This is a genomic window from Roseinatronobacter thiooxidans, from assembly GCF_001870675.1.
In the GTDB taxonomy this organism is placed as follows: domain Bacteria; phylum Pseudomonadota; class Alphaproteobacteria; order Rhodobacterales; family Rhodobacteraceae; genus Roseinatronobacter; species Roseinatronobacter thiooxidans.
This window is the reverse complement of record NZ_MEHT01000020.1, coordinates 1-13,620: the sequence shown is the minus strand read 5'-3', so window position 1 is coordinate 13,620 and position 13,620 is coordinate 1. Positions and strand designations below refer to the sequence as shown.

General features: G+C 60.4%; 10 protein-coding genes and 1 pseudogene. 7 read left to right on the top strand and 4 right to left on the bottom strand.

Annotated elements, in window-relative coordinates; genetic code table 11:
• Positions 1-120: 120 nt before the first annotated feature.
• Positions 121-669 (top strand): LabA-like NYN domain-containing protein, encoded by a 549-nt coding sequence (locus BG455_RS10580; protein WP_071469979.1) that lies wholly within the window; start codon positions 121-123, stop codon positions 667-669.
• 243 nt (positions 670-912) lie between these two features.
• Here the strand turns inward: BG455_RS10580 and BG455_RS17135 are convergent, their stop codons facing one another.
• From BG455_RS17135 to BG455_RS17705, 3 genes and pseudogenes are all read right to left on the bottom strand, one after another.
• Complete coding sequence (locus BG455_RS17135) at positions 913-1,197, bottom strand: PaeR7I family type II restriction endonuclease (RefSeq protein ID WP_143079918.1); 285 nt, start codon at positions 1,195-1,197, stop codon at positions 913-915.
• Positions 1,194-2,927, bottom strand: coding sequence for an Eco57I restriction-modification methylase domain-containing protein (locus BG455_RS10575; protein WP_245735527.1), 1,734 nt, complete (start codon positions 2,925-2,927; stop codon positions 1,194-1,196). The genes BG455_RS17135 and BG455_RS10575 overlap by 4 nt, the downstream gene beginning before the upstream one ends.
• 812 nt (positions 2,928-3,739) lie before the next feature.
• A pseudogene (locus BG455_RS17705) lies at positions 3,740-3,880 on the bottom strand (ATP-binding protein); the annotation flags it as partial.
• Between the two features lie 380 nt (positions 3,881-4,260).
• Between BG455_RS17705 and BG455_RS10565 the strand changes: the two are divergent.
• From BG455_RS10565 to BG455_RS10530, 6 genes are all read left to right on the top strand, one after another.
• A complete protein-coding gene (locus BG455_RS10565; protein ID WP_071469976.1) occupies positions 4,261-4,491 on the top strand; it encodes a hypothetical protein in 231 nt (76 codons plus the stop codon).
• Between the two features lie 285 nt (positions 4,492-4,776).
• Positions 4,777-4,992: a DUF2384 domain-containing protein gene (locus BG455_RS10555; protein WP_071469974.1), complete on the top strand. Its 216-nt coding sequence runs from the start codon at positions 4,777-4,779 to the stop codon at positions 4,990-4,992.
• An 858-nt stretch (positions 4,993-5,850) separates the two neighbouring features.
• Positions 5,851-6,771 carry a hypothetical protein gene (locus BG455_RS10550; protein WP_143079917.1) on the top strand — a complete coding sequence of 307 codons (921 nt, stop codon included), beginning with the start codon at positions 5,851-5,853 and terminating at the stop codon, positions 6,769-6,771.
• 341 nt (positions 6,772-7,112) lie between these two features.
• Positions 7,113-8,858 (top strand): DUF927 domain-containing protein, encoded by a 1,746-nt coding sequence (locus tag BG455_RS10545; RefSeq protein WP_071469972.1) that lies wholly within the window; start codon positions 7,113-7,115, stop codon positions 8,856-8,858.
• An 861-nt stretch (positions 8,859-9,719) separates the two neighbouring features.
• Positions 9,720-12,158: a hybrid sensor histidine kinase/response regulator gene (locus BG455_RS10540; protein WP_071469971.1), complete on the top strand. Its 2,439-nt coding sequence runs from the start codon at positions 9,720-9,722 to the stop codon at positions 12,156-12,158.
• Positions 12,159-12,547: 389 nt separating this feature from the next.
• On the top strand, positions 12,548-12,853 hold the full coding sequence (locus tag BG455_RS10530; protein WP_071469969.1) for a hypothetical protein: 306 nt from the start codon (positions 12,548-12,550) through the stop codon (positions 12,851-12,853).
• A 132-nt stretch (positions 12,854-12,985) separates the two neighbouring features.
• On the opposite strand, the gene BG455_RS10525 is transcribed toward BG455_RS10530, so the two are convergent.
• Positions 12,986-13,620 (bottom strand): DNA-binding protein (locus BG455_RS10525; protein WP_071469968.1); only part of this gene is annotated, 635 nt, incomplete at its 5' end.

The window sequence follows — 13,620 nt, the reverse complement described above, 5'->3', positions numbered from 1 at the left end:
GACGCGATCATGTGGTCTAAGCTTGATAGGAAGTATACCACCGCTCTAGTACTTATTACCACGCGCTGTCGCGGCAGCATGGATTTCAGGCCTGTTCAGATTAATAAAAAGAGGTTTTCAATGTTCTACAAAGATGAGCGCCTGGCGCTTTTTATTGACGGTGCAAACCTTTTTGCGGCAAGCAGATCGCTCGATTTTGACGTTGACTACAAGCTGTTACGGCAGGAATTCATGCGTCGTGGTAAGTTGTTGCGGGCATTTTATTACGCAGCCATAGTAGAAAATGAAGAGTTTTCCCCGATCAGACCACTGGTCGACTGGCTGAGCTACAATGGATATTGTCTGATAGCAAAAACTGCCAGAGAATACACTGACAGCGACGGGCGCCGGAAGATCAAAGGCAACATGGATATCGAATTGACCATCAATGTAATGGAGCTTGCTCCGCGGATGGATCATGCCGTTCTATTCTCAGGGGATGGTGATTTCAGGCCTCTGGTCGAGGGTCTGCAACGGCAGGGCGTGCGAGTATCTGTTGTCTCGACAATTCGCGGACACAAGCCGATGGCCAGCGATGAGTTGCGCCGACACGCGGATAACTTCATCGAGCTTGATGAGCTGCGCGATGTAATCGGACGTCCTTTGCGCGGAAATACACGGGAAAGCTGAATTTCGATAAGCCCTGACAAGCGCGGGTAAGTCATGGTTTTTCTCTCCATGTCATCCTCCAACAATACCATTCGAAAATGTATCAGCCCGATAAAGACTTGGCGGAAGACCCCGAATCAATGGGACATAAACGGCACGTACATAATTCCAGCTGCGCGTCACGTTTTGCGAGGGGTTCTCCTTGCACAAAGTGTTCTACTCCGTGCCAACTCGGCTAATCGGGTATCAGCTTCGGTTCCAGCTCTATGATGATCGACTGGAGCTCTTTCTCGGGGTTGCCGAACTGATGACGCTGCCGCGCGGTCGGTTGTCGAGCAACTGAAGCCATGGTCGTCCATTAGCTTCAATCAAGGTTTGGGCAATGGCGAGAAGGGCGTCCATGTTCTTGCCAGCTGTGACCGCTCCGCGTGCGCCTGTGTCCTGATTTCCGGGTTCGATCTGCCCTGCAAGCGCGGCTTCGCGGTTCCCCCAGAACAGTTTTACCGCTTCGCGTGCCTCAGCTTCGTAGTTGGCAAGATCAAGACTCATGCGCCAGTATTCCGTTCAATCAGTTTCAACTCGGCTAGGCTTAGTCCGTAAAGTTCGGATACAATTTCATTCAGAGAATGGCGGTCGTTTGTTTGGGCGTACTTTGCGAGCTTGTCGCGCAGCTCCGCGCTCACGTCAGACCATTTCGGAATTCTGATCTTGCGCAGATATTGTGCCTGGAACCGCAGATAACCGCCCCGCATCCGAGTGCAGTAAAGCGCCACAAATAGACGCGCGATGCCGGAACGCATGACGGCCTGGAGCGCGTGAACATCCCATTCATCGGATGTGATGAAATAAAGATTGTGGTGCGGGTAGAACTTGCCTTCCTCGAACACGATGGAAGCATCCCCCTTGATGTCCGGAATGAGCAGCTTCTGACGATAGGTCAGGTCAGGGTAGATGCGGTCGATGGTGCGATACCAGGCACGCGGATTTTTTTCTGCGACGTGGCGGCCTAAGAGCTGGTCCTTGCGCTCTTCCAGGTAGGCGCGAAGCTTCGGGAATTCGTGAAGATCGACCAGCTTGCCGTCATCGCCAAAAGGGTTAACAATACCCTTACCGCGCCACGCAACATGGCCTTCTAGGATGTCACGAGTCATCACAAGCGGCAGCTTGCGTGAGGGCTCAACATAAAGGCTGTCAAAGTCTCCGATGAACGCCTTGTCCGCACCTGTCGCAACGCCGATCCCGACCTTGCAGCCTGCATCTTCAATCGCGGGAAACTGCGCCTCGATGCGGCGCACGAGGGCAAGCTCGTCAAAGGAATCTAGCACCCAAGGCTCTGCGCCTGCGGTGACGTCTTCGATCTCGCGCACTACGCTCGTTTTCAGAAGCGCAGGGGCCGTAAGCTCGGTTGCAAGAGATTTGAGGGATGCGGCGTCAATGGCAGGACGGGCGAATACGCGCGTCTTCCCGCCCCTGGCTTTCTGAATCACGGTGATCGCGGGATAGGCGCTCACCTCTGCATGAAAGGCATCGACACCGTACATATTCACGTATGTCGTAAGTGCATAATTCTTGCTGACCAGCTCGCGGAGCTTCTTGCCGTATTTGTTCTTCATCCAGCGATCTGCGCAGATAAAGCCGAGCTTGCCGCCCTGCGCGAGTAGTTCAAGCGAGCGCTCAATGAACGGGACGTATATATCGGCGCGGTCATAGATGGTTTTGAATCGCATGCGATACTCGGCCATCAAGATGTCGGGAATAGATTCCTGCCGCACATAGGGCGGGTTTCCGATGACGTGAGTGAACCCTTTGGGCAAGTCAGAAAGCAGGAAATCGCCCTGCACTAACCAGACATCACATAGACCGGCGGCATCCTGTTGGCTCAAGCCGCTTTGCACCAAGGTCTTTGCCAGCAAAGCGCGAGTGCCGGTAAAGGTGCTGCGATGGAGTTCAACAGCACGGATCGCAGGCGCAAGCGCCTCGAAGCTCAGCTTGCCGTATCGCGCTGCGGCGGCAAGCAGGCGGTCGATAGCCGGAAGCAAGAAATGACCGTCACCGAAGGACGGCTCAAGCAGGCGGTAGCCTGTGAGTGGCGCGTCTTCGGTGTAGCCTGTGAGATCGAGGATAAACTCGACCACTTCGCGCTTGGTGAAAATCGCCCCGCGCTCTTCGATACCGCCGTCAGTCGCCAACTTCTCTACGGCCTCTCTCAGAGGACAAAGGCCAAGGAAGGCAGGCTGCAAGGCAAGCGATACGGTCACGAGCGTTTCCTCATCGAACAATTCAAGAACGCATTGCCTTTGCTAGCATGAATAGTGCAACCCATTCCAGCACTCGCTAGATATGGAAGGGCTTTATCCCCATAAAATCCAAGTGGGGAGTGGGCAAAACTTAGTGGTCGGCCGAACCTCTAACCGGACCCTTAACGATGCACGGCAAAGTCTGTGGTGGATCCGCCGCCTGCCCCCTCGTCCGCCCCGCCGAATTCGGAGGTGAATCTCCCCTCATTTGGGCCGCCGCACGTTCATTCCAGTCCATCCTCAAGCAACCCCAGGAGCACCCCATTTCAAGGTCAGGAAAACTGTCCGGATAAGTGGCGGACCGGCCTTGCCTGTGGGTCAGGCCTGCACGCCAGACACGCAGATCCCACCCTTGCGATGGCCGAATATTCAGGCGGCACGTGCGACCCCTCAGACAGGCACCCCAACTCCGGTGTGGGCGGTTCAACTTTTGCTATCAGTCGTTCAAATAGTCTTGGTTTGGCTTCCGTGGTTATTGAACGACGTGTCATAATCGGAGTGCAGTCCTTGCGTCGCAGGAAGCTTGGGCACCTCGGCCAATAGAAATCCAAGATGTCGTCGCCGTGAGAGGTCGAAAAACCGGCAAATCCAACCACCAACCGATCATGTCCCGCCCTAGGTAACTGGCGCGGACCACGCTGTTATGAATTGCGACACGGTTTATGATGATGTCATGAGTGATATTGAAGATTGCCAAAACGACTTTCTAACCTCCGGGTGACCGCCAGGACCGTCGCGATCAACCCAAGGCGGCGTCCAATTTTGAAGCAATTCGTAGGGGCGGGTTCGCGGATCATTTTGGCGTCCCCAAAGACCGTGGCCCACTCGGCGAAGCTCAGGTTGGTGGTGATGATGACGCTGGTGCGTTCGTATACCCGACCTGAAGCTCCGCATGGTAGAATGGGGATATATACCAGACCCGCTCCTCCAACCCGCCGCACCTACCACCAGACCCGCCCCTCAGCACAGGGTAAGTGTAGCTTAGTCAGGGTGCAGCGTTTAGTCTAATCGATGGGCAGACAGAGGGAGCCGCCGCGCGCGCGTGGCTTTGACAAACGGTGGACAGCCGGGCCGGACCCTGCCAATTTTGCTCATTCCGTTTGTCCGGAATTTGTCGATGAAACTCTCGCATGACCTGACCAAACTGATCGCTGACACCTAGCGTGAAGGGCCGTAGCCTGATTTTTTCGCCGCGGTTCTGGATGAGCATTTCGGACCCGTTCTTGAGGAATTTGATCTGGAGTTTGACGATCTGGAATATCTGCTGGGGCCGCAATTGCCCTGGACCTGCTGGGGCGCTGCGTTCAAGGATTTCATGACCCGGCACTGGGAGCCGGAAGGGAACGCAGTGGATGTCTACCTCAAGCGCCGGGGGTGGCGCGAGCCTGTGCTGGTCAAAAGCAATATGATGCTGGGCCTACGCGATGCCCATGTCAGCCTGCATGAAGTCGTGGCCCCCTCACCGGGAGCAGGCATGGCCCTGCGCGACCTGTTGGCAGGCGCGGACCCCGTCACTTACGCGAGAAGAGCGCGAGCAAGACCTTGAAACCGGGCGACCGCATTCCTGTGCGGGTTCTTCCGGTGCGCGATCACCATGTCATTGTCGGCGGGCTTCTGCGCTTCGCGCCTGCGGTCGTGGAATTGTTGATGGGTGGCCTGCGCACCATATTGAAACTGCGCCGCAAAAAGGACCTGCGGTTTACGCCCAATCAGTTGTGGCCATGACCGCGATCGAGACCTTTGAACAGGCCCACGCTCCACATGCCACAAAGGCCCCACCTCGCCTGACGATATCCCAGCGGAGGTCGCGCGCGAGGTTATCCATGCCCATATGAACCGCCATTACCGCGAAACTCTGGACCAGCCCATTCCCGTCCTGAAAGGCAAAACCCCACGACAGGCCGTCAAGACGGCGGCGGGCCGGAAGCTGGTCGCAAACTGGCTAAGGTTGCTGGAAAGCGGCACCGCACGGCCAGAGGCTGCCACGATGGCCGGGTACGACTTCGGCTGGATGTGGAAGGAACCGGGGCTGACGCAAGACCGTTAAAACGCCCGCTCTCGCAATCGACCATGCTTAGGCCCGATGTCGGCTTCGGAACATCCGGACAGGGGTATGCGGTGTCCTGCGATTCTCCAAGATGGCCGAACCTCTGACTGGACCCTTGGCGGTGCGCCGCAAAGTCTGTGGCGGATCCGCCGCCTGGCCGCTCGTCCCCCCCCGAACTGGGAGGTGGATCGTCCCCCTCAAGGTTGGCCATCGCAGGTTCATTCCGGTACGTCTTTAAGCAACCCCAGGAGCACCCCATTTCAGGGTCAGGAAGCGCGGCTGGCTGCGGGGCAGATCGGCCTTGGTCGAGGTCACGCCTACACGCCAGGCAGGCAGATCCCGCCCTTGCGATGGCCGAACACTCAGGCGGCACGTGCGCCCCCTCAGACAGGCACCCCAACTCCGGAGTGGGCGGTTCAACCGTTACCATCGGTCGTTCATAGACTTTGAATCTGGTTTCCATGGTTATTGAACGTCGTGTCAAAGTCGAAATTCCACAGAATTGCCAGCTTATTGCACCACACCCCGGTGAGACATAAAATAAAGGGCATCGCAGTCAGGACTAACCAAATGTACGATATTAATAGGCCTGAACGCGTTCGGTTAATTTATTTCGCATCCCATTTTAAGGCACACGACCCCAAACACAATCGGCCATACTGCGATATGGGTTAACTCTGACATCTTCATAATTAACGAAGCCCTTGTCCGTCTCTATCCACATCTTTGATTCAGGCGGAGTCCGTTTTTGCTTGCGATCTGACAAACAGAGGCCACACTTAATAGACGAAACCGCGAAAGCCATGACCGATGTCTGAATACCTTAGTAGACAACTGGAGACTCCGACCGCCCAAACGATGGCCGATCTCTGGGTCCTTCACGCGCAGTTCGATCACCTGCCTCGCGCCCTCCGAGAGGCGCTGCAGGTCGCAGTCCGCAAGACGGATGTCGCACGGTTCGAGGACCGGCGCGGCGCGCATATGCCCACCCTGGACGGGGCGCCGACCCATCGGATCGCAGATCTTCTCGGGGCCTGGGACAGCCGGGTCGCTGACAAGGGGTGCCCCTTTCCAAAGCCTGCGGCGACCATCTACAAGATGCTGGACTGGCTCTGGCCCGGCACGCTGATCGACACCGCCGGTTCCGCGATGATCGAGCGGGAGACAGCACGGGTAGATACCCAACCGTGGTCTGCCGAGACGGCCCCCCTCGCCCGCCTGCTTGTCGGTCTGGACCGCTGGCACGCCCTGCGCCGGGGAGACGCGCTGGTCCCGGGTATCGACCTCGTTGCCGACCTGTTTCTCTTGCAGTCCCTGATGCATAGCGTGGGCGGGCCTTTGTCCTGGTCGCTGGCTTTGGCCGTCGAGAGTCTGGACGGCGCACCTGCGGAATCGGCGCAAGCAAGCCACCAGGAGGTGGGCCCGGAAAAGCTGCTCGCCGCCCTGACGACGGAGGTGGCCCGGACCCTCAAGACGCTCACGTCGCCAGACATGCCCGAACGGCTGACCACCGCGATGCGCACAGCTTTACCATCGGACATCCCGGACAGCTTGATCGCGGATATCGTCGCAGGGGCTGTCCTGCCACGCGGGACAGTTTTTGACCGGCTGGGCAAGTCCAAGCGTCAAGGGGGGCGGGAGATCGCGACGATGTCCGCGACAGGCTGGCTCACCTCGGACAGCCCGAAAGGGCCAGTGCGATTGGCAATCCCGGCGGAGGTGATGGTCCGCATCCTTGACCCCCAGCCTTCCCCGCCCGCATCAGCCGGGCAGCGGTGACATGTGCGGATACCCAAAGGCAGGCACCAAGCGATGCGCAGAAAACCCATTCCGGGTTTATCACACTGTGATAATTTAGCTTCTTTATTTTAATTGATACTTCTTTACCGTTTTTTATAGATCCAGACTCTACAAATAAATCTATTCCAAGATGATTAAAAAAACTCAAGATACTATCTGGCAAAACCTGAAACAGCGCGTCTATTCATATTTTTGTGGAAAACTCCATAATCACGCACCCATACTCGCAAAATCGAGTCTATATGACGAATATCGGCCTACCGAAGATGGGGGCTTGAGATGATCTAGCACGACAAAAACGTAAAAGGAGCCACACTCAAATGACCCAGCATGACATGCAGCTCGTCTTTCTGGAGAAACTGCCGCCCGGAATAGTCTTGCGTGCCGACGGCCTTTACCACACCGAGGTGCAGGAGGACGGCACCCCCACCCAGACCTGGCTCTGCGGCTACCTGCGGCCCACCCTCCTGGCGCGGCGCTTAGGCAAGTTGGACTGGCACCTTCAGCTTGAATTCCAAGACATGGACCGGCAGACGCGCACCATCCTGATCCCGCGCAAACAGATCGGCACCGGCAACCATGCCATCGCGGCGCTACTCGCGCGTGGTTTCGACGTGCATCACGACCCGGCCCGCCGCAAACTGCTGACGGGCGTGATCGCTCAAATGAAGCCACCGCACCGGGCGATCCTGACCCGTCGACTCGGCTGGCAGGAGGACGGCCGCAGCTATGTGTTCGTGGACGGAAGCAGCTTGGGGCCCGAAGACATCATCTACGAGGGACCTGACCGCCTTGATGATGCAATCCGCGGCACCCTTGAGGGCTGGCGCCACGGCGTGGCGCAATACGCCCCCGGCAATCCCTTGATGGTCGTCGGGCTCAGCCTCGCCTTGGCGGCCCCCTTGGTGCGCCCGCTCGGGGTGCCGTCCGGCCTGCTGCATATTCACGGCAACTCCAGCACGGGCAAGAGCACCGCGCTCCTCTGTGCCGCCAGCGTCTTCACGTCGCCGCGCCATGTCGAAAGCTGGCGCGTAACAGATTCTGCCCTTGAGCGGGTCGCCGAGGCCCATACCGGCCGTTTCTTGCCGACGGACGAGCTGGGAGAGGTCGATGCCCGGCACTTTGTCCATGCCCTTTACATGCTCGCGCACGGGCGGGGAAAGGGGCGCTTCAGCCTGTCTGGCAGCGGCCTTGCCTACATTGCCCACTGGGAGCTCCTTGGCCTGTCGACCGGGGAGATTTCGGTGGTCGAAAAACTGCTTGAAGCCGGGATCAAGGCCAAGGACGGACAGAAAGCCCGGATCCTCGACATCCCAATCGAAGGCTACAAGCACGGAATTTATGACGAGTTGCACGGCCACAAGACGGGTCGGGGCCTGAGCGACGCGCTGATTGCGGCTGCGAACAAGGATCATGGTGTCGCCGGCAAAGCCATGGTCGCCCACCTCCTGTCCGACATTGACAGCGTCACGGCGCAGGCGCAGGCCGAGATGGCGGCCTTCGAGGCGCTGGTCGAGGCCCGCCGCCCCGATGCCCATGGTGGGATCCACGGGCGGGTGCGCCAGCGCTTCGCGCTCATCGCGGCCGGTGGAGAGCTCGCAAGTGCGGCTGGCATCACCGGCTGGCCCGCGGGCACGGCCCGGGCGGCGGCCTACGCCGTTTATGAAAAGTGGCTGAACGCGCAGGGCCCGAGCCCGGAGCAGAAGGCCCGCGCGATGGATGAGGACCGCCTGGAGCGCCTGCGCCTGTTTCTGAAAGCCGCCCGCGACCGGATCCGGGACCTCGATGTCGCCCCACATGGCGACATCGTGGACGGGGCACGTGCCCCCGTCGCCTGGTGCAAGGCAGGCGCCCTGCACGTCCCTGCCCCGACCTGGTCGAACATCTTCGGCGAGGACGCCGAGGTCGCGGCAAGACGCCTGATCGCGCTGGGAGTGCTAGAGCCCGACCGGGGCGGGGATCTGATGCGGAAACTGCCCCGCCAGGCCGGTCAGGGGGGCCGCCGGGGTTACAAGGTGCTGCTCGGACCCCTCGAACAGGGCGGCGGTCCCATGGGTGGTCCGTGATCGATTTGCGGATGTGGCTGGGACGGCCGCGGCTTGACTGCCCTCCCAGCGCCAAGCCCCGGTTTGCGGGCACTGAGCACCCGGAACATCCGGATCATCCGGAACATGATTAATGATCAATGGCTTGGGAAACACCGCTGCCCAGATCGGCCCAGAACCTGGCCGGATCGGATGGCCCAAAGCGCGGCCAGCGCGCGCGTCTTCAACATTGCCGCACCGGATGACCGGATCGCCCGGATCTCCCGGAACACACAACAAAAACAGTTACTTGCAGGACAAGGGGGTCGGAGCCTTCTCCGGAATAGCGCCCATATCAAATTGGGGGCCGCGCGCGAAACACCGATACGCCCCGTGGGCATCAGAGGTCGACACCGCCCCTTGCTGGGAACCTCATCCACTATTGGCTCTACCGAGGTCACGCAGTCTCCAGGAGCAAAATGATAGGATGGTGTCGCGAACGGCCCATAGCGACCGGTCGAGCCGTTCAAGATGCCGTGGTGCAACTTTCCCTGAAGCGGCCATTCGTTCTTGTCGCAGCGAACGATCAGGTGGAGCGCTGATGGTTTGACGGCCCCGCCATACGGTTGAAATTGTGCGATAGCATCTGCGAACGGGGTTTCTGCACCAAGGGCGCTGGCGGCTCGCGACATGGTGTTACACTCCCGCACAGTCTCGGTGAGGGTTTCGGCTCCGGTGTCGCTCTTGCTTGGGCACAGGCAAGGACACTTGCGTCCACGTTTCTTCGCGCTGCCCCTTAGTCCATCGAGAATGCTTCGGAGTGTTAGCCAAAGAGAGTTTCGCCATTTCCCTTCTCCGGAGTATGATTTAATTTTGCTGCAAACGAAATTGAAAGCCCAAATCATGACCCAATCGCCTTCGGGACAGACGCACCTGCCAGTGGCTAACCCCGACGGTTCCATTGGCCAAGATGTGGATATCTGGGCGCTACTCGGTACGCTGCCTGTACCTATGGTGGTACACGAGTTGGGCGAGGGGACTGCGGCGCGCTTCGTGAATCCGAGTTTCACCACCGCCTTTGGTTACACGCTGGCGGATGTGCCGAGTGTGGCGACTTGGGCGGAGCGGGCCTATCCGGACCCCGACTATCGCCGTGAGGTGATGTCCCGCTGGTGGGACCAGATCGCGACGCGGCAGGCGACGGGCACGGTCGCGCCACCGCGGGAGTACCGAATCATCGACAAGGCAGGCCGGCCGCGTGACGTGCTGATCGGCTTTGCGCTACAGGGCGATCTGGTGTTCGTCACATTTCAGGACCTGACGCCGACACGGGTGGCCGAGGCGGCACTGGAGGCGGAGCGTCGCGCATTTGAGCAAACAGCCTTCGCGCTGACCGAGCACATGCCCGCCGGTGCCTATACCATGGTGCTGCGACCGGATGCGGAGCTGGCCGAGTTCGCCTTCGTCAGCAAGCAGTTCCTGCATATGCTGGAACTGACACCCGAGGAGGCCGCGGGCGACCTGATGACCGGCTTTTCGCGCGTTCACCCCGAGGATCGCCCCCGCTGGCTGGAGATCAATGCCGAAGCTTTCGCCAGACGTCAGCCCTTTTCCGGCGAGGCCCGCATCGTTGCGAATGGCGAAACGCGGTGGATCCGCGCCGAGTCGATCCCGCGCGAACTCGATGACGGGTCGGTGATCTGGGAGGGCATCCTCGTTGACATCAACGATCTCAAGGAGGCCGAGGCGCGCCTGAAAGCGGTTCTGGAGGCGTCGCGCGCGTTCACCTGGAATATAGACCTGCGCACTCGGATGCTGAAGTTAGATGAATACTGGGCAGTTGCCCACGGATACAGATACAGCACCGAAGGCGTCGACATGACGGTTGCAGCTTGGTTTGAGACGCTGCATCCGGAGGATGCGCAGGCTGTCACAGCTGGCTTAGAAGCCCTGAGGCAAGGGGCGTCGGACAAGCGGAGTGCTGTGTACCGTCGCCGAGACTGGGAGGACGGATGCTGGAACTGGATGCAGGTGCATGCAGGTGTCCGTGAGCGTGATTCAGAGGGCATGCCGACGATCCTGTCGGGCGTAAGTTTTGACATCACAGCCGAGATGACTGCGCGAGCACAGGCGCAGGAAGAGCAGGCACAACTGCGCGAGGATCTCCAGCGTGCGCAGCAGCGAGACACTGTGGCGCAGGTCGCCGGGGGGGTGGCGCATGACCTCAACAACCTGATCGCAGTGGTCGCCGGTACGGTTGAGATGCTGGAGCCGCAAGCTGCCGGACAGGCAGGACTGCTGGACGGGCTGGGGCGCATTCGCCGCTCGGTCGGTATGGCACGCGACCTGATCGCAGGACTGGGCGGGCTGATCCGCCCGGAGCTGCCGCGCGAGGCGCTGGATCTGGGCAAGCTGCTGCGGAACGCGGTGGATCTGCTGGGCCAGCGGCGGATCGCGGAGCACAACGTGCGCGTCGAACTGTCCGAGGCGGGACCACTGGTATGGGCCAACCCGACCGAGGTCGCCCAAGTGATTGTGAACCTTGCCATCAATGCTTGCGATGCCGGCGCGCCGGAGCGACCGGCGATGGTGACATTGGCCACCTTGCCGCCCGGCACCTCCCCGCCGTCGCGCGCCCCCGATGCCGGCTTCCTACCGCCAGCCGGTGTGCCCATGGCGCTCTTCTCCATCAACGACACCGGCGCAGGCATCACGGACGACGTGCGCGCGCGGATGTTCCGGCCCAACTTCACCACCAAGGGCAAGGCAGGCACCGGGTTGGGGTTGCTGATCGTCTCTACCATTCTGCAGACCAACCGCGCGGCGCTGTGGGTGGATAGTACGCCTGGCCGGGGAACCACCATGACCGTGGCCTGGCCGGCCGCGGTGCCTGGCGACGCAGGCCAGGGGGCGCGGAAAGCCACGACTCGGCGGGCCGCCGTCGCCCCAGCCGAGCTGCTGCGCGATCTGCACATACTCGTGGTGGACGATCTGGTGGATGTGGCGGAAGTTCTGGCCGACATGCTGGAGGCGGCCGGGGCGGTAGCGGTGGCCATCTCAGACCCCGAGGAGGCGGCCGAATTACTATCGGAGGCGCCCGGGCTCTGGTCGGCGCTGGTGACCGATCTGCACATGGAGGGCATGGACGGCCGGGCGCTGGCCCGCCATGCCGGCACACTTTCGCCGCCGGTCCCGGTGGTGCTGGTCACCGCTCGGCCTGACACGCTGGGCGACGCGCCGGCGCCGGAATTCGCAGCGGTACTCTCCAAGCCGGTCACCGCCGCCCGGCTGGCCCACACCGTCCGCGAGGCATCCGCCCGCGGAAGCAACGTGGACGGTTGAGTCGACGGTCATCGACGAAGTGAGCAGAACACATCTGACGGAGGCCTCGAATGGCCGCTTCGGCCAAACCTCAAGACACTCCCGCCGCATCTATATTCGGCAGCTTACCGCCCTGTACACGGCGCCGCTCAGAACATTCGGGGAGATTACCACCGTACATGTTCGTCTTAGCGCTGAAGTAAGCATTGACCTCAGCGCTGAGGTGGGCGCCGACATCTTCGCCCGCACCGGTTGGATCATCGCTCAGATCAGCGCTGACCTGGGCGATGATCCGAGCGCCGATGCAGCTGCGGCTATCACGCAGACGTGATCACTTTGTTGGAGATTCAGCTGTTTGTACTTTCACGGCGGTCGCGGACGCTGTGAGGGAAGACGAGGAAGGAGCCGCGATGTCCAAGAAACGCACACCACAAACTACCCCGACGAAACGTCGTCGCACCAGGGCTGAACGTGAGGAGCACGCTGAATTCGTCCGCCGCTCGGTTGCGCGCAAAAAGGCACAAGGGCTTTTTCGGGCGAACGTATGGATCCCCGTTGACCAGAATGAGTACTTTCAGAGTCTTGCTGCGGAGGCCCGGGCCCGGCACTTTGCGCGCATTACGCCCATGGTTGAAGACCAGACGCCGCCCGCAAAGAAGCGCCGCGCGCAACGTAAATCCGAGAGCGACGCCCGACAGGGGAAGCTTCCGCTTTGATGCGGTTTTCCAAAGTAAGGGTAAGTGACCGCCGCGCCTGCGCGCTCTAGTCCCACCCTTGTGATTTCCCTGCGCACGCGGATTGGCGGCGCACTGACGCCGGAGAGCTCCCACCATCGCGCGCCCGCAGGGTCAGGGACGACGTGGTGATGTCCCTGCATTCCCCTGCGCGACAAGGGCAAGGCGTTCTTCGGCGCGCTCTGCGCGGGCCTCGGCTTTGGTGATGGTTCCCTCCAGCATCGCGACTTTTTCCTTTAGGGCCTCGATCGTGGATTGTGCCCGCGCCAGATCAAGCGCCTGTGCGTCATGGGCGCTGCGCAACGTATCGATCTGTGACCGCAAGTCTGCGATTTCACGTTCCAGGTCCTGATGCCGGACTTCCGCCTGATTGAGTGTGTCGAGCAGCTCGGATTGGGTTTCTGCCGCTTTTTGCTGACTGGCGCGGTATTCGCGGCGCAGGGCGTCCGAGGCGACACTCGCTTCTGCAAGCGCGTCCCGCCAGATGCGTCCCGCCAGATCGCGGGCATGCCCCAGCACTTCCTCGGGGATTTCAATCGTATCCAGTTCGGCGCGCTCTTTCTGCGCTTCTTTCCAGGCGCGGACCAAGGGCACCAGCGTGGACATCGATCCGCCGCCCAGCAGGGCGTGAATGGCCTGATTGGTGACGGGCTGGCCGCGGGCGACCAGCGCTTGGGCTGCGCGATCGACGGCGTCCGGGGTAATCAATGGCGAGCGTGGCATAGACGCGATCCTCAAAATCTCATAAT